This is a genomic window from Ignavibacteriota bacterium (genome assembly GCA_016212665.1).
Lineage (GTDB): Bacteria > Bacteroidota > Ignavibacteria > UBA10030 > SZUA-254 > FW602-bin19.
Genome location: JACREZ010000004.1, coordinates 1 through 21925, shown reverse-complemented (window position 1 = coordinate 21925; position 21925 = coordinate 1). Strand labels below are relative to the sequence as shown.

Here is a 21925-nt window from a genome sequence, read left to right as displayed (position 1 = left end):
AATATGAGTAATGTTTCCGCAAGTCAACATCTCCTAATCAATTCCAGTAAGAAAAGCATGAGCCTGTTTGTGCTTTCTCTTTTTCTTTTCTTCATATCAACACAAGCGGCATTCGCCACAGCGAACTACGTTTACCACGAACGGACAACAAACAATCCCGGTTGTGGCGGACTGTACGTTAGTAATCTAACGCCCGGTTCTGCCGATGCTGTTACACTTCGCTTCAAAGTAGAGTATCAATACTACACAGATAATGCGAGAATATATTATACCACCGATGGTTCAAATCCCTCGGGCGCGTTCGGAACCGCAAGCGGAACAACACAGGTAGTCAATGCAAGTTGGGTATGTCTTTTCAATGCGGGACAAAATGTAGATGTGTGGGAAGCGACCATTCCTGCGCAACAAGGGGGTAAGACAATAAAATATATTATCAGCGCGTGGCACTCCGGTGGTGGCTCGGAAATATTTGCCAACAGCGGAGAATTTATTAACCCGAAAACTACTTCCGCGCAAGCGACACAATTTTCTTATACCGTAACTTGCCCGACAATTTCATTCAATCAAACTACGCTATCCAACGGAACCGTCGGAACGTTGTATAACCATTTCTTCACGGTAAGCGGCGGGACACCAAGTCACACGTTTGTTGTCGCAAGCGGTTCGCTTCCTGCGGGATTAACACTCATGCCGGGTGGTTCGCTTGATGGAACACCGACAACTGCCGGGACATACAATTTCACCGTGACGGCTACTGATGCAAATGGATGCACGGGAAATAAGGCATATTCCATTGTAGTCAATGAACCACCTCTTGCCGTCAAGAGCATTACTCCTTCGAAGAATGCATTTAACATCAGTAAATCAACAAACATTACCGTTGTGTTTAATAAAGCGATGAACACAAGCACGCTCATTGCAAGCAACATTGTTATTGGCGGTCCGCTTTCCGGAAGACATTTCGGCACAATTACATTATTAGGCGATACAGGTTTTGTATTTAATCCAGATGAGGATTTTGAAGATGCTGAACACATTGCAATTTCTCTCACCGGCAATATCCGTTCAGGAACTGGTGAATATCTGACCAACGGATATCAATCTTTGTTCACAGTTCAGGCACAAACAGGTACGGGCGGATTTGTTCTCAATAATTTATATCCGATGAACACCGGAATGCAGGGGATTACTTCCGGTGATTGGGATAATGACGGAGACGTTGACCTTGCGGCTCCGGTTAACAGTTCCGACCACAGATTATATATAATGTACAATGACGGAACCGGTCATTTTTTCAAACAAGAAACGTTGTATGTTGCTTCATCTCTTTGGAGAGCACGAAGCGGCGACGTGGATAATGACGGTGACCTTGATATTGTCGGAGATTGTAATACGTACTACGGCTCTGCGGGAGAATCGTTTATTTATACTTTTGTAAATGATGGAGCAGGTAATTTTTCTGTTGCACCGTATACTGTCTCTGATGTAGCGGGACCCCTCCAATTTGAATTGGGTGATCTTGATGGGGATGGCGATCTTGACATGTTGGTACCAAGTGGTAACACCAATACAGTCTACGTAGTAAAAAATAATGGTAGTGGGATTTTTTCGAAGTATTCACACATTGGTCTCATAGGTTTTGGCATAGTCGGCGATGCTGTTTCACTGTACGATTTTGATGCTGATGGAGACTTAGATGGTGTGGTTGGAAATAGTAATCAAGCATTTGTACGGTTTTTATATAACGATGGTCAAGGAAATTTTTCTCAGGATACGTTAACGCTTCCGGGGTTACATAATTTCCCGACGCTTGTGAACGCAGGAGATTTTAATGGTGATGGAATCGGCGAAGTGTTAGTCGGTGGATTTTTCGCGGGATACAATGCAATTCTTAATAATGATGGTAACGGGAATTTTACATTCGGATATGATTTAAGTTCCGGTGGAAATAAGGCAATCATAACAGACGTTGAAGGCGATGGCGATCTTGATATAGTGCCAACTTTTGGAAACTATGAAGTCCGTGTTTACAAGAATGATGGTTCTGGCAGTTTTCCCAATACTGCATTGTACGGACACGGTGGCGCTGACCCATTTGGTTTTACTTACGGCGATTTTGACGGTGATGGAGACCCGGATTTCGCAACGGGAAATTACAGTTCAAGCAACGTCTCGGTTGTGTTTAATGATTATGGTTGTCCTTCGATAGCTCTTGACCCGCCGTTATCAGTTCCGAATAGTTCGGAGAATGCTTCATACAGCCAAACATTTACTGTTACCGGAAGCGTGGAGTCATTCAACTTTATTATTTCAAGCGGAACGTTACCACCGGGATTATCTCTCTCGTCCGGTGGAGTTCTTTCGGGAACAACGACGACGCTCGGAACTTATACATTCACAGTAACCGCAGTTCGCGGGAACGGTTGCAGTGCATCAAAAACATATACCATCGTTGTTGGTGAGCCGCCGATTGCGGTGGAAAGTACAACGCCATCGAAGAATGCGTTGAATGTGAGCGTTACCTCAAATGTGAATATCGAATTCAATAAAGCAATCAATACAGGGACGATAACTTCGAACACATTTGTCGTTGAAGGTTCATACTCAGGCAGGTATAACGGGTCATTCTCTTTCAGCGGTGATACTCTCGTTTCATTTGACCCTGTTATCGAGTTTAGAAAAGGAGAACAAATACATGTTCGTCTTGCTAAAAATATTAAATCCGCAAGCGGTGATTCATTATTGGCTGGCTATCGGTTCTCGTTCACCGTTCAGGCGATTGGCGGAACAGGTTCATTCACGCACACACAAAATATCACAACAGGTACAAGTTCTGTCGGCGGCACATCGGCCGACTTAGATAACGATGGCGATATCGACCTCATTGCAGGAACATCGGGCATTGATTCTTTCACCGTTATGTTAAACAATGGCTCCGGTGGATTTACATCCTACAGACTCAAAGGCGAACTAGGCCAAGAACGACACACTATCGTTGGAGATTTTGATGGTGATGGCGACCTTGATTTCATCGCGGCAATGTCGCAATCGTATAACTATAATCAACTTGTTACTTTTTATAATGATGGTACGGGAAATTTTCCGACGAGAACTCCTTCACAGACTACTAACATTTCTTACACGAATCTCACAGCAGGTGATTTTGATGGTGATATGGATCTTGATTTGGCAGTTTATGCTTCGACCTATACACAACCGAGAGTATGCTTCTTAAAAAATAACGGCTCCGGAATCTTTACTGAAATACTTGCTATTACCATGTGGTGGGGTAGTTATGACAACCCGGGTAATATTGCCAATTTCGATTATGACGCTGATGGTGATTTAGATGTTCTTTGCGGCAATGGATACGGTGATTACCTTGGAGTTTTTATTAATGACGGCACAGGGAATTTTTCATCATTCCCGATGTATCGCGGGAATGCGCCTAAGTCTATCTATAATGCGGATTTCGATAACGATGGAGATATTGACCTTGGAGTTCTTCATACTCCATACTTCCGTTGGTTAGAAATACTCAAGAATAATGGTTATGGAGTTTATACTCGCACCGATTCAATTACCGGCTCGGCAACATTTAGTGTTGGCGGAATGGCAGATGTTGATGGTGACGGTGATATAGATTTTACTGCAATTGATGAGAATAATCGGTTTGAAGTATTGAAGAATAATGGAACAGGTACGTTTACTCAAACGCAATCGTTCTTGTACGGCGGATTAGATGCCTCAATCGCTGGGGAACTTCCTGTCGGAGATTTCGACGGTGATGGAGATATGGATGCGGCGACAATGAATTATAGTAGTCCGAACGTTTCCATCTTGCTGAATAATTTCAGTTGCCCGACGATTACAGTGAATCCATCTTCGTTGCCGAATGGAACAACGAGCACTTCGTACAATCAAACAATATCTGCTTCCGGAGGAACGCCGGCTTATTCATTTGCAGTCACAAGCGGTTCGCTTCCGGCGGGACTGAGTCTCTCAAGTGCAGGAGGTCTCACAGGAACTCCTACTTCAACCGGGACTTCATATTTTACAATTACTGCAACGGATTTGAACGGATGTACAGGCGCGAGAAGTTGTACGTTAATCGTTCAGGCCCCTGTATTTGGTTCCATCTCCGGCATGAAGTGGCATGATGTAGATGCTGACGGTATAAAAGATGAAAACGAACCGGGAATATCCGACTGGACGGTTTTCATAGATTCAAATAATAATGGTCTGCTTGATGGCGGTGAAGTTTCTGCGGTAACTGATTCAGCAGGAAATTATTCGTTTGGCAGTCTTAGCGCGGGAACATATCGCATTCGCGAAGTCATGCAAGCAGAATGGACGCGTACCTCTGTTCTGGCTGAATCAACAATTGTTGCTTCCGGTCAAGCGATTAACGATGTGAATTTTGGAAACTATAAATACGGAACAATCGGAGGAAGAAAATGGAACGACCTCAATAACAATTCTGACCGAGAAGAAAGCGAACCATTGATTCCCGGCTGGCAAATGGTGATGTGGGATGTCAATAATCCCACTATCAAAGATACGGTAACAACGGATAGCACGGGATGGTATTGGTTTACGAGTTTGATGCCGGGGATTTATCACATTATCGAAGTTCAGCAATCCCCATGGGTTCAAACATTTCCGCACACATATGAACAGCAAGGATACCATTTAGTAGGCGTTACATCGGGAACCTATTCAATCGGTAATGATTTTGGTAATCATTACAATCCACCGGTGGGTTCAATCTCCGGCATGAAGTGGAATGATGTTGATGGCGACGGAGTGAAGGATGAAGGAGAACCGCCGTTACAAGGTTGGGTCATAGTACTTAATGGTGACGCAGTGTTTGATACAACAGATGCAGATGGAAATTATTCGTTTGAAAATTTATCTGAAGGAACGTTCACTGTTACCGAACAACAGCAGGTCGGATGGACGCAAACCTCTCCTCCGAACGGAAATTATGAAGTTGCATTAAACGCCGGAGAAAATGCAACCGGAAAAGATTTTGGAAATTTCCGGTTCGGAGAAATTCGAGGAAGGAAATGGAACGACCTGAATAATAACTCAGACCGAGAAGAAAATGAGCCATTGATTTCCGGCTGGAAGATTGTACTGTATGAAGTGAATCAACCAACAATCAAAGATACTGTTTTAACAGATAGTACAGGTTGGTACACGTTCAAGAATTTACTTCCGGGAACGTATCATATTATTGAAGTTCAACAATCTCAATGGGTACAAACATTTCCACACACCTACGAACAACAAGGGTATCATTTAGTCGGAGTTACATCGGGAACCTATTCCGAAGGAAATGATTTTGGCAATCATCAAATCGGTTCAATTTCCGGAATGAAATTCAATGACGTGAACAGTAACGGAACGAAGGATGAAGGGGAAAATGGTTTGCAGGGTTGGACGATTCAACTCTATACTTCAATCGCTTCCGGTGCGGTCCCGATTCTCACGTCAACAGATGCGAACGGCAATTATTCGTTTGATAGTTTAAGCGCGGGAGATTATTTGTTGAGTGAACAACAGCAAGCCGGTTGGAATCAGACATTCCCGCCGGGTGGTTCGTATTCAGTTACACTCAATGCCGGAGAAAATCTGACAGGAAAAGATTTCGGAAATCATTTCGTCGTGTTGGGTTCAATCAGCGGGATGAAATTCAATGATATGAATGGTAACGGTTCGAAGGATGATGGCGAATCTGGATTGCAAGGTTGGTCAATGAACTTGCAGTTGAATATCGCCTCGCCGCCTCCGCCGATTGTTACAACGACAGACGCAAACGGAAATTATACATTTTCAAATCTTCATGCAGGAAATTATACAGTTAGTGAAACACAACAATCGGGTTGGACACAAACATTCCCGGTCGGCGGTTCTTACACATTCAATCTCGCTTCGGAACAACATGTTACCGGAAAAGATTTTGGGAACGCGCATTTCAGTTTCATCAGCGGGAAGAAGTTCAATGATTACGACGGAGACGGTATGAAAGATGCAGGAGAACCCGGACAGCAAGGGTGGATTATTCAGGCGACGAAAGATGCGGCAACAAAACTTGATACGACTGATGCGAACGGAAATTATTTATTCCGGTTTACTGAACAGGAAACAGGCACGTGGACAGTGAGTGAAGTAAATCAAAACGGCTGGATTCAAACAATGCCTGCAAGTGGTACATATTCGGTGAATGTTACAGCGGGTTCCAATGCTGTCAATCAGGATTTTGGCAATTTCAAATCACCAACAATTTCCGGATTGAAATGGCGCGATGATAACGGGAATGGCGTGAAAGATGGAAGCGAGGGTGTGCTTGCTAATTGGATCATTAAAGCGATGAAAGACGCGTCAGCGAAATTTGATACAACGGACGCGAATGGTTTGTACTCGTTCTCGTTCGGTCAAACCGAAACGGGAACGTGGACGGTAAGCGAAGTTCAACAATCAAGTTGGACACAAACATTCCCGTTGACGGGAACGCACACCATATCCGTTCGTTCCGCATTGGATACGACGAATATTAATTTCGGCAATGCTCAATACGGTTCCATTTCGGGAAAGAAGTATGAAGATGTTGCCGGTGATAGTGTCACTTCAGGCGACCCGACATTGAACGGCTGGGTAATTCAACTCTATAATGGTGAAGCATTACTCGCGTCAGATACAACATCGGGAAGTGGAGATTATCAGTTCAATAGTGTTGCGCCCGGAACATATACAGTTCAGGAAGTTTTGCAATCCGGCTGGATTCAGACTTATCCTACAACAGCATCACATTCTGTGACTGTCACATCCGGTTCGAATGTGTCAGGAAAAGATTTTGCCAACTTCAAACTCGGTTCCATCAGTGGAACGAAGTATCAGGATACCGATGGCGATTCGACAATTGACGCAGGTGAACCAACACTTCCAAACCGGCTCATTCAACTTTGGAAAGGTCAGAATCTTGTCGTAGAGGATTCGTCCGATGCAAACGGAAATTACAGTTTCGTTGGATTATCTGCCGGTACGTACGATGTAAGCGAAGTTCAACCTTCGGCAGATTGGTATCGAACCATTCCTTCGACAGTAACTTATACGTTGAGTATAACAAGCGGAAGTGTTTATACCGGAAAAGATTTTGCCAATGTTCAGTTTGGTACTGTTAGCGGATATAAGTTCCGTGACTATGACAGCACAGGAACGTTTAACGAGGTCTGCGAAGAATATCTTGCCGGACAGAAAATAGTACTTGTCGGCTCACATACCGCACCGGAAACAACCGTGACTGATGCAAACGGCAACTTCACGTTCGACCCTGTACCGGCAGATGTTTACACACTGAAGGAAGCCGGAGATGCGCTCTGGAGACAAACGAAACCGGCAAACGGTACTCCGTATTCTTTCCAATTGTTAAGCAATGTGGATACAAGCGGATTTGTCTTTGGCAATTTCTTTATCCTTGATACAGGAAAGTTCCGTACGTTTACAATTAATGAGTATAACAAAGCCGCGGGCGCGAAACAGAAGAGCGGCTTCGCGAAAAAACCGACCGGCGGAAATGTTCGCGATTCAGTTCATGTGAAACGAGGATTTGATTCGCCGACAGGGTACATGCTCGTTGGTGTTCCCCAATCGAACCCTGATAGTCAGTTAGTGTATGGTTGGTATTATTACAAACTTGATGCAACACATCCGTATAAACCGAGCGCCGCGAAGTCGTGGTTATATAATCCTTCCGCTGTTCGCATCGTGACGTATCCGCGGCTTCCCGGCAAACCGAAATTACCAAAGAAGCCCACGGATTACATTACCGCGTATGGTGAAAACGTAGCCGAGTCAGAAATCGGGAACGCGTTGAATTATGGTCAGGCACATTTCATTTCGTTCAAGACAAATATCGCGGCAAGCGATTTGGGAATTACACCTCCCGGGTACGGTGAACTGGTATATGGTTGTGTGAAGAATGCGGATTTCAGTGACAGCGTTCTTGTCGGAAAAACATTACGCGAGATTTCTCACTTCTATGATACTGTCCTGACGTTAGGAAGATTGATACGCAACACCGGCGATACAGTCTATCGCTATCCGAAATTCTATTTGCGTTTGCTTGATAGTGTTGTTGTCCGGTTGAACAATGAATTCACTTCGACGAAGGTTGACACGTATTCTACAAAACCGTTGGCAGTGCGCGGAGCGAAATCGCTGTACAAGGCGTCATATCTTCACAGTGTTCCGGAAGTTGCCGTGCGCTTGCAACGATATGACGAACAATTCGGTGAATCCGAGGTACAACCTGTTGCGTATCGGTTGGAACAGAATTACCCGAATCCGTTCAACCCGGTAACAGTTATTGGTTATCAGTTATCGGTTAATAGTACAGTCAACTTGAAAATTTATAACTTGCTCGGTCAGGAAGTAGCAACACTCCTCAATAATGAAATCCATGATGAAGGGTACCATGAAATTGAGTTTGACGCAACAATGTTCCCCTCCGGAGTGTATTTCTATCGGATTGAAGCGAAGGGAAAAGACGTGGGCGGATTACATCGGGGATTCTCAGATGTGGGAAAGATGCTCTTAATTAAATAAAACACTACGACTTATTTATCTGAATACGGGCGACTTCTAATTAGAAGTCGCCTATTTTTATTTTATCAAAATAATTATAAAAATACCCTATTTGTGGTATTGACTATGTCGTAAATAATGCTTATTATCCAAACGTTCAAGGTAGAGAAATTGAGTTCTTTCTTTGCCAACAACATTGTAAAAATAGAAAATACTTTGTCCTTTTTACAATGGTTCAGAAGTTTTAGTTTCAAAATCACCATATTATTCAATGTTCTTTAATGAGGGTCTCATGAAAAAGTTCTTTCAATTTATACTTTGTTGTTTGATGGTTGTCGTGTTGTTTACAACCACAACGTCAGCGCAACAAAACGATCAAATCCTAGGGAAGGGAAGGGAGTTGCTGAATGGTTATACGCAAAAACCACAGCCTCCCGCACAGCCGGATAAAACTCCCGACCAATTATGGCAAGAGTTCTATCAAGCGAAAGCAGTATCTGCTCAACAAAAGGCAGATGAATTTAACGCGCGGTTCAAATCGAAACCTCAATCTCAACAGCAACCGCAACAACCTTCATTAGAAGAAGCGCGAAGTAAATTTGCTGTCAAATTAGATGAAGCAAAAGAGTTAGAGTTAAGAAAATCTGTTGGTCAATCTAAAACCACATCCCTTGTTGGAGCAACGGTTAGTGGAACTGTCTACAATGACCTTAACAGTAACGGTGTAAAAGATGCAGGTGAATCTGGTTTACAAGGATGGACTATTAATGCATATCCTTATTATTCGGGTGGTAGCTATTCTGCTATATCCGATGTTGACGGAAATTACACGCTTACGTTCTCACCATTCTATTATGGATATGACTATGTTTACGTAGTTGAAACCACTCAATCCGGTTGGTTAGTATCGAATCCGAGCGGAGGTTATTATAATTATCCTCTTTTTTATGATAACAATAATTATCCCGGATATAATTTCGGAAATTACCAGCTACAACCCAGCACATTTTCCGGTGTTAAATTTCATGACTTAGATGGTGATGGCGTAAAAGATGCCGGTGAGCCAGGTCTGCCAGGGTGGGTTATTCATGTCAACAACACCTACTTTGATACAACAGATGCGAATGGTGATTATTCAATCAGCGCGCCCGTTATTGGTAGTGTCACACTCGGTGAGCAACTTCAGGCTGGCTGGGAACAATCTCTCCCCGGAAATAACTTTACCATCAATGTCACTAATGGAAGTACACACTCAAACCGCAATTTCGGTAACTGGCAGCCGCCGCTTCGTGTCAACACGATGCCGAGTTATGGCGTCAATGGCGCGTATGGAAACGGTCTTGCAAATCAGGCATTAACTATTTGGGGAAATGTTGATGGAGGAACGCCACCGTACCAATATTGGCTTGATTACGGCGATGGTAACATAGATTCAGGAACAGTATCCAATCCGCATTTTATTGGCGCGCCGCACACATACACAACTGCAGGAACGCGTACAATGACACTGACTGTGAAGGATGCAGTGAACGCAGTGGATGTTGACCAATCAACGATTCGTATTTATGCCGCTTCAACGCCTCAGATTGAAACGAACATGGCAATTGAACACGGGTTACTCTATTTATATCTCAATCAACAACCAAATGGTTCATGGACCGGAGATTCTTACAGTTACATCGGTTCAACCGGATTGCCCTTACTATCATTTGAAGAAAACGGACATTTACCGACAAACGATTTTAACACGGATATTTATGCAGAATTTGTCCGCATGGGATTAAATTATATGCTTAATCTCTCTTCTACAATGTCAATCTCTGCCCAGACCGCAGGGAATCCTGATTCTGATGGAGATGGACTCGGTGCATACTTAAATTATGACAACTATGCAAACGGTGTCGGCTTACTCGCACTTGTTGCCGCTCATCGAACTGCCGCAAGCGCACAGGCGGATATTATTCGAAACGGTCCTCATGCAGGACAATCTTATTACGCTTTCATGGTTGACGCAATTGACCAACTCGCATATTCACAAAGCGAAAGTGGTAATCAACGGGGCGGTTGGCGCTATAATATTAACACTGCCGATTATGGTAGTAGTGATAACTCTGCGGTGCAATGGAGTGCGCTTGTTTTCGAAGCGGCTCAAAGCACGTGGGGCATGACAATTCCTCAGTTTGTCAAAGATGAATTACTGATTTGGTTACAATATTCACAGAACGCGAACGGTGGGTTTGGTTATACCAGTGGTTCCGAATGGCTCAATATTGCAAAGACGGGTGCTGGAATTGTCTCTCTTGTTTCTATCGGCGCTAATTCCTCAAATGCCGCTGTGGTGAATGCTATCTCGTTTTTAGATAACAATTGGGATGCTGGTACGTATCACGAGAGCCCGGACCATAAAAACGGAAATATGTACGCCATGTATTCTGTTACAAAAGGTATGAGACTCCTTGATAACAGAACAGGTGTAACAAACGTCGGTTCACACAACTGGTACGAGGAATATCGTGATGTCCTTCTTCACCATCCTACCAACGGTCAGCAAGCAAATGGAAGTTGGAATGATTATTACTGGGTGAACGGCGCCACAAATATGGGAACAGCATTTGGTGTTCTTGTCCTCACGCAAGGTGTTGTCGTACCTCCGCCAATTGCAGTTATTGACCCAATAAGTTCGAAACCACCGAACACAGCGTTTCAGGTGAAGGGTTCTAACTCGTATCATTTAGATCCTTCAAAAACAATTATCGAGTATCTCTGGGATTTTGATGCCGCAGATGGAACCGATTTTGAATCTCCGGATGCAGTTGGTTTGAACCCGACAAATCCTGGATACGCATCAAACGGTACGTACACAATTACATTACGTGTCAAAGACAATAGTAGTCCAGCACTATATGACTTGGAAACAGCGACAGTTGTTATCTCTAATGAAGCCAACCATGCACCGGTTGCAGTTGCTATTCCTCCAGGCGGGGCACCGGCATACGCAGGCAGAGTGGGAGAACCAATTCTTCTGGATGGCTCCACATCGTACGACCCCGATGCACCGAACGATTCCGTTGTTGCATACAACTGGGATACAAATGGTGACGGTATGTATGGAGATGCAAACACTGACACTGCAACGGTTGTTTTTGCCAACGAATACAACGGTCAGGTCGGACTTCGTGTGTATGATTCGCATGGAGATTCAAGCAGCAACAACGCGTACATCACAATTGTTGCTTCACGAAAAGATTTGTATGTAGAATCGTTCGCCATTACCGAAAATGCCGTGAATGCCGGAAGTGATATTCATCTCTCCGCTACATTCAAGAATGATGCTACTTCTAACAGCAATGTTAGTAACGCTCTCGTGAGATTCTATTCGGGAAATCCATTTACAACCGGAACTCAGATTGGAAGTGATTCGTATGTCAATCTTCCTATCGGTGCATCATCAACAGTCAATCTGACATATACGATTCCTGCAATTCAGCCAAATGGTTCGATGCAATTTTATGCATACATTGACCCGACGCTGAGCATTGATGAATGGGACGAAGCAAACAACTATGCATCTGATTCAGTTACGATAGGAATTGTTTGTGAACCGGAGACTACGTATTTCTCTGCTTCTGCTTGCAGTTTATATACGTTGCCGTGGGGCGGAACAGTCTCCGAGTCCGGTAATTACACGCATACATATTCCGGCTCAGATGAATGTGACAGCGTTGTTGTTGCCCAGGTGACTATCAATCCGAATGTCAGCACAGAATTTTCTGCTACCGCATGTAATAGTTATGAACTACCTTGGGGTGGTGAGCCGGTAACAACTTCAGGAGATTATTCACACACATATCAGACTGTGAATGGTTGTGATAGTGTAGTGACCGCACACGTGACAATTAACCTCAGTACAAGTTCAGAGTTTTCTGCAACGGCATGTGATACCTATTCACTCCCGTGGGATACGACGGTAACAACCTCCGGCGATTACAGTCATAAGTTTGTCGGCTCAAATGGTTGTGACAGCACAGTGACTGCACACATCACAATCAATTACGGTGCTGCTACTGAATTTTCAGTAAGTACAGAACAAAATCCATACGAATTACCATGGGGTCAAATGGTCACAAGCTCTGGTGATTACAGCCACGCATATGTTGCGGCAAATGGATGTGACAGTGTTGTAACAGCGCATGTTACTATTCTTCAAGGTAGCATCAGCGGTACAAAGTACAATGATAAAAACGGCAACGGTTCACGGGATGAAGGAGATAACGGATTGGCAGGTTGGGTCATCAACTTGACCGGTTCTGCAACTGCTTCTGCTACAACCGATGCAAATGGAAATTATTCTTTTAGCAATCTTACCTCCGGAACATATACAGTTCGTGAAGTTGCACAGAATGGTTGGACACAGACAAGTACAAATCCTGCAGATATTAACTTAACTGCCGGTCAAAATGTATCGGGTGTTAATTTTGGTAATTTCCAGAGTGTCTCACTTCCGGTTTGGAAAATCGGGGATTCAGACGGTGATGGTATACATGATGATAACGAACAAGGACTTTCCGGTTGGACGATTGTTGCAACGAAAGGCGTTTCAACAAAGACAGTTGTAACAAACGCGAACGGAACAGGTTCATTCACTTTCGGTCCTTCTGATGCAGGCACATGGACAATCACCGAGCAAATGCAGAATGGATGGATTCGTTCATTCCCGCAAAGCGGTTCACATTCGGTAACAGTTCAATCCGGTTCGGTAAGCATCGCCGATGCAACATTCATGAATTACCAACCGGCTTCTATTTCCGGTAAGAAATATGAAGACATTGCAGGCGATAGCGTAACGGCATCCGACCCGACTTTAAACGGTTGGGTGATTGAATTGTATAACGGTGAAACATTGGTTGCAAAAGATACAACCTCCGGCGATGGTGATTACATGTTCAGTAATCTCGCGCCCGGAACATATACAGTGAGTGAAGTATTACAGTCGGGATGGATTCAGACTATCCCCGCATCAGGTTCATACGCTGTGACGATTTCTTCCGGCTCGAATGTGAGCGGAAAAGATTTTGCTAACTTCAAACTCGGTTCTATCAGTGGAACGAAGTATCAGGACACCGATGGCGACTCGACCATTGATGCAGGCGAACCAACGCTTCAGGGTTGGCTCATTCAACTTTGGAACGGTAATTCACTCGTTGCGGAAGATTCATCCGATGCAAACGGTGAGTACAGTTTCGGTGGTTTAACAGCCGGAACGTATGATGTAAGTGAAGTTCAACCTTCAGATGATTGGTATCATACGATTCCTTCAACAGATTCATATACGTTGTCTGTGACAAGCGGAAGCGTTTATGCCGGAAAAGATTTTGCCAATGTTCAGTTTGGTACAGTCAGCGGTTACAAATTCCGTGACTACGACAGCACCGGGACGTTTGATGAAGTCTGCGAAGAATATCTTGCAGGACAGAAAATTGTTCTCGTCGGTTCCCATACTGCCCCTGAGACAACCGTGACGGATGAAAATGGAAACTTCTCATTCGACCCGGTACCGGCAGACAACTATACATTGAAAGAAGCAGGTGATTCATACTGGAGACAAACAAAACCGGCAAACGGAAATCCTTATTCATTCCAGTTATTAAGTAATGAAGATGAAAGCGGATATGTGTTCGGGAACTTCTTTATTCTTGATACAACAAAGTTCAGAACATTTACTGTTCGTGAATATAATAAATCAGCCGGTGCAAGACAGAAGAGCGGATTTGCGAAAAAACCGACCGGTGGAAACGTGCGGGATTCCGTCCATATAAATCGCGGGTTCGATTCACCCACAGGGTATATGCTTGCTGGTGTTGAACGTCCGGATAGTTCGCTCATTTATGGATGGTATTATTACAAATTAGATGCTTTACACCCGTACAAAGCAAGCGCGGCAAAGCATTGGTTGTATAATGATCAAAAACTCAAGTATGACAGTAGGAAACAAAAGCAGAAATATCCGACAGATTATATTACTGCGTACGGTGAAAACGTTGCTGAATCAGAAATAGGAAATGCATTGAACTACGGTCAAATTCTATTCCTTACATTCAAAACAAACATCGCGGCGAGCGACCTGGGCATCACAACACCCGGGTATGGCGAACTGGTGTATGCTTGTCCGAAGAATGCAGATTTCAGTGATAGCGTACTCGTCGGAAAGACATTGAGAGAGATTTCTCATTTCTATGACACGGTATTAACGATGGGACGAAAAATAGTCAAACTTAGTGCAAGTGTTTCCGATACAACCTATCGCTACGGGAGATCCTATTTACGGGTTCTCGATAGTGTGATGTTGCGACTGAATAAAGAATTCTCACAAGACCTTTCAAAGAGTCTTTCGACTACGAATGCTGTCGTTGATACAATTTCGACAAAGCCCTTGGCAGTAAAAGGAAGAAAATCATTGTACAAAGCATCGTACTTGCACAGCATACCGGAAGTCGCGTTCTCATTACAACGGTTCGAGCGAAAGTTCGGGCAGAGCGATGTTCAACCGCTTACGTATCGGTTAGAACAAAACTACCCGAATCCGTTCAACCCGATGACGATGATTCAATTCGAACTTGAGGTTCCGTCGAACGTGACGTTGAAGATATTTAATCTTCTCGGTCAGGAAATCGGTTCGTTGTTGAACAATCAGGAACTTGAAGAAGGACTTCAGGAAATCGAATTTGACGCGACAAGTCTCCCCACAGGCGTGTACTTCTATCGTCTCGAAGCGGAAGGACTTGATGCCGATGGTATCAAACATACCTTCAACAGCGTGAAGAAGATGATGTTGGTGCGGTAGTACCAATGGAGTAAAGGAATAATGGAGAATTGGAGTTCTGGAGTATCGAGAAGTTACTCCAAGACTCCAACACTCCACGAATCCAATCAGAGAAAAATTATCCCGTCTTGCAGAAATGCAGGACGGGATTTTTTTTTGTTTACGAGCTTTTTCTTTTTGATATGTGAAGATGAGTTGGTATTTTCAATCCGCTTATGACTGAAAACCAACCGCTCTCTCCTCAAACAACGAATCCAAAAGTCGTTGTCGTTTTTCCTGCCTATCATGCCGAAAAAACACTTGAACAAACTGTCAACGATGTCCCGAAGGGACTTGTTTACGAAATGATTCTCGTGGATGATTGCAGTAATGACAGAACGGTCGAAGTTGCAACACAGTTGGGCATGTTCGTTCATCGTCACGAGCGGAACAAAGGTTACGGCGGTAATCAGAAAACATGTTACACGCTTGCTTTAGAGCGCGACGCCGATATTGTCATCATGCTTCATCCCGATTATCAATACGACCCGAAATTGATCCGGTATTTTGTCAGTTACATCTCGGAAGGATATTTCGATGTGATGTTGGGTTCGAGAATTCGTTCTCGCAAGGAAGCATTGGCTGGAGGGATGCCGAAATATAAATACGTCGCCAACCGTTTGCTTTCGTTGTTTGAAAATATCGTCAGTGGACAGAATCTTTCTGAATGGCATACAGGAATGAGAGCGTACAAACGCGAAGTGCTTGAACAAATTGACTTTATGAGCAACTCCGATGACTTCGTGTTCGATAGTCAGGTGATGTTTCAGATTGTTGCAAAGGGATTTCGCATTGGAGAAATTCCGGTTCCTGTAAGATACTTTCCGGAAAGTTCAAGCATCAATTTTCGGAGAAGTATCCGCTATGGACTTGGAACTGTGTGGACGGCATTAAAATATTTCTTCTCGAAATAAAATCGTGTACGGATTTAACTATGAGCATCGGTGAGTAACGCCCGGCAACTTCCCCGCGAAAAATTTTCAACGGCGCAATGGCTTGCCATCTTCGGCGGACTTTTGTTCTTTTTGCTTCTTCGCTGGCACAGTTTCACAATGCCGTTCGAACGCGATGAAGGAGAATACGCATACTCCGCATGGCTGATGCAACAAAACATTATGCCGTATGAGAATTCGTTTCTCCAAAAACCGCCGATGATAATTTACACGTACATGCTCGGTCAGTTGTTCGATGGTGATTCAATTCTTCCGCCGAGAATTCTCGCGACACTCTCTTTAGTGCTTACGCTACTGCTCACCGGATTGCTCGTTTCCCGTGAATTCAACCGATGGACAGGAATTGTTTCGGTCTGGCTCATGGCTCCGATGCTTACGTTGCCTGTCCTTTCGCCCTTCGCCGCAAATACGGAAGTGTTTATGTTGCTTCCGTTGCTTGGCGTTTTGTTCTGTTATTCCCACAGAACATGGAGTAATGATGGACTGCTTTGGTTCGTCGCCGGAGTTTGCAGTGCGCTTGCAATTTTATTCAAACCGATTTCAATTACAGTTTGTGCGTTTGTTTTTCTTGTCTGGTTCTTTGAATCGCGCAGACGAAACCAACATCAAACTGTTCATGCTCGGTCTGCTCTCTTCGCTATTGGCGGATTTGTCATCTCCTCGCTCGTTTTGTTATCACCGTTTCTTCTGCATGATTCGGGAAAAACATTCTGGGAGTGTGCAGTGGAATATAACTGGTACTTTGCGCAGTTTGCCACTGAAGGATTCGGTCCGGCGATGTTCTTTCTCAAAGAGTTTTTCAATAACTGGTGGATTCTGATTCTGCTCTTGATTTTTTTTCTGATTCGTCGTCCGGCAAAGTGGTGGTTCTCTTCATCGCTCCTGTTGATTTCTTTGCTGACGATTTACAAAAGCGCGGCGGGACATTATTACTTTATCGTGGTCCCGTTTTTGGCAATCATCAGTGCGCTCTCGTTGAATTCATTCTTTGAACAGTTCAAAAAATATTTTTCACAGCATTCTGCTCTGAAAAAAAATATCGTTCTTGCTGTTGTCATCGTGCTGGTAACGCTGCCAATCCTTCCTCAATATTCCAAATCATCCGCAGAGATGATTGAATGGTTCTACGGTACGATGAATCCGTTCAACGAAGCGGGAATCGTTGCAGAAAAGGTGAAGGCGCTTTCCACGCCGGACGATGTTGTGTTTGTTGCCGGTTCCGAACCGGAGATTTATTTTTATGCCAAACGAAAAAGCCCGACACGGTTTGTCATCATGTATCCGCTGATGCTTCAATCTCCGTTTGTGTTGAAGTACCAGCAGGAAACGATACGGGATTTGCAGGAACATCCGCCGGAAGTGATTGTCTTTTCCCGTTCAAAAAACAGTTGGCTGACACAGAAGCAAAGTCCGAAATTCATCTTAGCGTATTTGAATCAATTGCTGAAGAATGAGTATGAAATAAAAGGCGGGTTCGATATTCAATCAAAGCAATGGGAAGATTCTCTGACGACAAATCAATATCAGCAGAGCAGTCTTGTGGTGTACAAGAGAAAAATATCTACTGCCTCCCCGAACAATCAGTGACGTGTTATTCTGAAAGTCGTTGCAACGCAACCTGAGCCGGTTGAAACGACGGCTCAATTCTGACCGCCTCAGAAAAGTGGTACTTCGCTTTTTCAATCTGTCCGGTTTTTACAAGAAGGTTTGCGTAATGATAATGCGCCAGAATGTTATGTGAATCTGCCAATAACACTACCGTAAATTGCAGGACTGCTTCTTCAAATTTATTATTGATAGTATAAATTCTTCCGAGGTCAATTCTGTTCTTATTATTTCCCGGTTCAAGTTCCACTAAACGCCTGAAGTGGAGTTCTGCTTCAACCGGCTTACCTTTCTGCGCGAATAGTGTCCCGAGTTTGTATTCTGCATCCATCAATTGGGGATTGATACGGATTGCGTTCTCGTATGCTGTAAACGCGCCATCAATGTTCCCGGTTTTTTCGTACAGAATTCCAAGGTCGAGATACGCTTCACTGTTCAATGAATCGAGTTCCAGCGCAATCAAAAATTCTTTCAATGCTTCATCGTATTTTCCTTCGCTTCCGGCAATGGTACCGAGAATATCGTGCGCGAGCGAATTTTTCGGCTGATGCGTTAAGATAACAGAACATTCCGTTCTCGCTTTTTCCATCTCTGAAACTTGTGTGTACAGTTTCGCGAGCTTACATCGTGTCGAAATATCGAGGGAATCCATTTGAAGAGTTTTTTGAAAATGCACTATCGCTTCCGCAATTCTTCCTTCATCGGCGAGAACATCCCCGATGCGGGAATACAAAGCTGGGTCGTCTCCGATTTGAGAAAGAACAAACTTGTAATGTTCAAGCGCTTCTTTACGCTCGCCGAGTGCAACTAACGAGCGTGCTAAGTTACTTCGAATCAAAACACCGTTCAGTTTCAACCTGTACGCTTCACGAAGATGCACTAATGCTTCAGCATGTTTCCCAGAGTCGGCAAGGTCTGCGCCGAGATTGTTATGCGCAAGGTGATTATCTTTAGTAACGGCAATTGCCCGTTCAAACAATGTTTTGCTGTCTTTCCAGTATGACGTTTGAACAAACGTTCCTCCGAACATCAAAAGAGAGGATACTATAAATAGAGCAGGAAGAACGAATCGAGGAAATTTCCATCGTTGAAGGAGCGAAGGAATTCCCCATGCGAGCATGAACGAAAGACCAATCATCGGAAGATACATGTAGCGGTCAGCCATTGCCTGCAACCCGACCTGCACTAGACCGATGACCGGAACCAACATTCCGAAAAACCACAGCCAGCCGACGAGAAGATATTGATGTTCACGTCGCCTTCGCCAGACAAACGCAGTTATGGCTCCGAGGAGGATGAGCGAAACCAGAATTTGCCACAATGGTAACTGAGAGCCGGGATGTGGATACATCGCCGCAAGGTCGGTAGGAAGAAACGTTTTGCGGATGTATTGTGCGTAGGAAACAAGCGCATTTGCCGCTTTGTCGGAAAACGATAAGTCAACAGTTCCCGCCATACTTCCACCTTGTTTCTGCACGATGAACGTAACGATGCTTGATGCAATCGAAAGAACGAACAACGGAATTTTTTCTTTGACACATTGTTGCAACGCGGCGAGATTGTTTTTTTTCTCTTTCGGCGATACATCAAATGGAAGTTGAAAACGGTTCAACGCCCAGTAATCTACCAAGAGCAATACGAATGGAAGGGTGACAAGCATCGGTTTTGCAAGTAATCCCAATGCAAAAAAAATGAGAGAAGAAATATACCATTGCGTTCGGGAAGTTTTATGATATTGTATATACGCGAGAAACGTGAGCATCCAGAACAAGCCGCTGAGAACATCTTTCCGTTCTGCAACCCATGCAACCGACTCAACATGGAGCGGATGGAGCGCAAACATAAACGCGACGAACGCGCTTTGCCAAACAGCTTTCGTCATTCGCTCGACAGCAAGAAATAATAGTATCGTGCTGAGAAGATGAAGGAGGAGATTGGTTGCGTGATGATATTTCGCGTCAACGCCAAACAACGAAACATCAAGCGCGTGGGAAAGCCACGTCAGAGGATGCCAGTTGCTTTCTTTCACGGAGGTGAAAGCCCAGCGAACTGTCTCCCAGGACAATCCAGATTTCACCTGCTCGTTCTTTGTAACATATCCGCTGTCATCGAAGTTGAGGAATTTGTTATCGAATGTTTTCCAATAGGCGAGCGTGGTAGAAACAACTAATAGGAGAATAATTGTAAGTTGCCTGAGTGTATTATTTTTGAGCGGTAATATCATGCTGTAATATAGGAAAAAATGAAAATGAATTTTGATGCAAGAGGAAAATAGAGTTCCTCTATTTGAAAAACAGCAGAAATATGTGACACGGTGTCACATATCAATGGCGATACAGAATATTTTTTCGTATTTTGTCCTATATGAAATTTGTCCCGGCCGTGCCATTTGATTTACCGTTTCTTCCCCCGTCTCTCAATTTCAGACATGAACAGTTCTTCGATGTTTTGTTGAGAGCAAGAACTGAGCTAGGGGAATTGAATGGTTATTCCTCTTCCGTGCCGAATCCTATGTTGTTTCTTTCGCCCGCAATCATCAGGGAATCGGTTGCAAGTTCAAGCATAGAAAATATTAATACGACCGTAGAACAAGTGTTGCAGATGCAGTTATTTCCTGAAGCGGAACAACGACCGCTCGATAAAGAAGTATTACGCTACCGTGAAGCAATCTCTTGGGGAGCGGAACAAATAAAAAAAATACCAATCTCCACCCGTCTTGTTCAGGGATTGCATAGCAGACTTCTCCCTGATGCAAAAAAGGGGTATCGAACAATTCCCAATGCAATTTCCAACAGTACAACGGGTGAAATTCTTTACACTCCGCCTCCAGCACAGAACATACAAGGGTTGATTGGGAATTGGGAAAATTTTCTTCATGCAGAGGATGGCATTGACCCGCTTATTAAATGTGCAATTGCACATTACCAGTTTGAAGCAATTCATCCTTTTGCTGATGGCAACGGGCGAACAGGGAGAATGTTGATGGTTCTCTCGTTAATGGAACAGGGACTTCTCTCACTCCCGATTTTATATATCAGCGGATATATTAACAAGAACCGCGGTGAGTATTACACGTTGCTACAGGGAGTCAATTCGCATCAGCGTTGGCATGAGTTCATTCTGTACATGCTCAAGGGATTCCACTCACAAGCCAAACAAACAAAGGATACGTTGTTGCGGGTTATGAAATTGCTTGAAAAGATAAGAGAACATGTTCGCACAAAGCATAAAAAAATATATACCGCAGAGTTGGTCGAAGCGTTATTTTCTCACCCGGTCATGACTCCCGTGAATTTGGGAAAACGATTAGATGTCCATTATAGAACGGCGAGCAGATACCTGAACGAACTTGTCCAAGCAAAGATTTTGCGGGAAAGTTTTGTCGGTAAGTATCATCTCTATGTAAATACATCTCTCTTAGACCTCTTGAAAAGTTGAGATGAAAAGATTGAAGGCATCCCCTTTTTATCAACACTGAGGCGTTGAATAGATTAGAGAGATTGGATTTTCTCAAATCAATAAGAACCTCATTTGAAAAATTAGCAACACATGAGAAAAAATAACGGCTTTGTGTTTACTGTACTTTTTCTTATATTTGCATGTCAATGAACCACCTAACACAACACCTAACACTTTTGAGAATGTCGAACGAGGTTGTGGAAGAAAAAATGGTGAATACAAAAAGAATTTCAAAGGGGTCGTAGCTCAGTTTGGTTAGAGCGCCTGCCTGTCACGCAGGAGGCCGCGGGTTCGAGTCCCGTCGGCCCCGCAAAGAATAATGGGGTTGTCTCAAAAGGACAGCCTCTTATTATTTTAGAGAGAGGAATCTTGAGAGGGACGCAAAAATAATAATCATTTGAGGAGGGAAGATGAACGTTGGGTGGAAATAATGTTGATGAGAAAGCAGTTTGTTACGCTG

At 43.8% G+C, this 21925-nt stretch carries 6 protein-coding genes and 1 tRNA gene; 6 read left to right on the top strand and 1 reads right to left on the bottom strand.

Going from position 1 to position 21925, the window contains the following annotated elements; genetic code table 11:
* The first annotated feature begins 3 nt into the window (after positions 1 to 3).
* The 4 genes from HY960_01205 (at position 4) to HY960_01190 (ending at position 17988) form a co-directional block, all read left to right on the top strand.
* A complete protein-coding gene (locus HY960_01205) occupies positions 4 to 8610 on the top strand; it encodes a VCBS repeat-containing protein (GenBank protein MBI5214349.1) in 8607 nt (2868 codons plus the stop codon).
* Positions 8611 to 8881: 271 nt separating this feature from the next.
* Complete coding sequence (locus HY960_01200) at positions 8882 to 15430, top strand: carboxypeptidase regulatory-like domain-containing protein (GenBank protein ID MBI5214348.1); 6549 nt, start codon at positions 8882 to 8884, stop codon at positions 15428 to 15430.
* Positions 15431 to 15624: 194 nt separating this feature from the next.
* Positions 15625 to 16362 (top strand): glycosyltransferase family 2 protein, encoded by a 738-nt coding sequence (locus tag HY960_01195; GenBank protein MBI5214347.1) that lies wholly within the window; start codon positions 15625 to 15627, stop codon positions 16360 to 16362.
* Between the two features lie 30 nt (positions 16363 to 16392).
* Complete coding sequence (locus HY960_01190) at positions 16393 to 17988, top strand: glycosyltransferase family 39 protein (protein ID MBI5214346.1); 1596 nt, start codon at positions 16393 to 16395, stop codon at positions 17986 to 17988.
* Between the two features lie 4 nt (positions 17989 to 17992).
* On the opposite strand, the gene HY960_01185 is transcribed toward HY960_01190, so the two are convergent.
* Entirely contained in the window at positions 17993 to 20230 is a 2238-nt protein-coding gene (locus tag HY960_01185) for a tetratricopeptide repeat protein (GenBank protein MBI5214345.1), read from the bottom strand.
* Between the two features lie 140 nt (positions 20231 to 20370).
* On the opposite strand from HY960_01185, the gene HY960_01180 reads away from it, so the two are divergent.
* Positions 20371 to 21444, top strand: coding sequence for a Fic family protein (locus tag HY960_01180; GenBank protein MBI5214344.1), 1074 nt, complete (start codon positions 20371 to 20373; stop codon positions 21442 to 21444).
* A gap of 256 nt (positions 21445 to 21700) precedes the next feature.
* Positions 21701 to 21775: transfer RNA gene (locus HY960_01175), tRNA-Asp, on the top strand.
* Positions 21776 to 21925 lie beyond the last annotated feature (150 nt).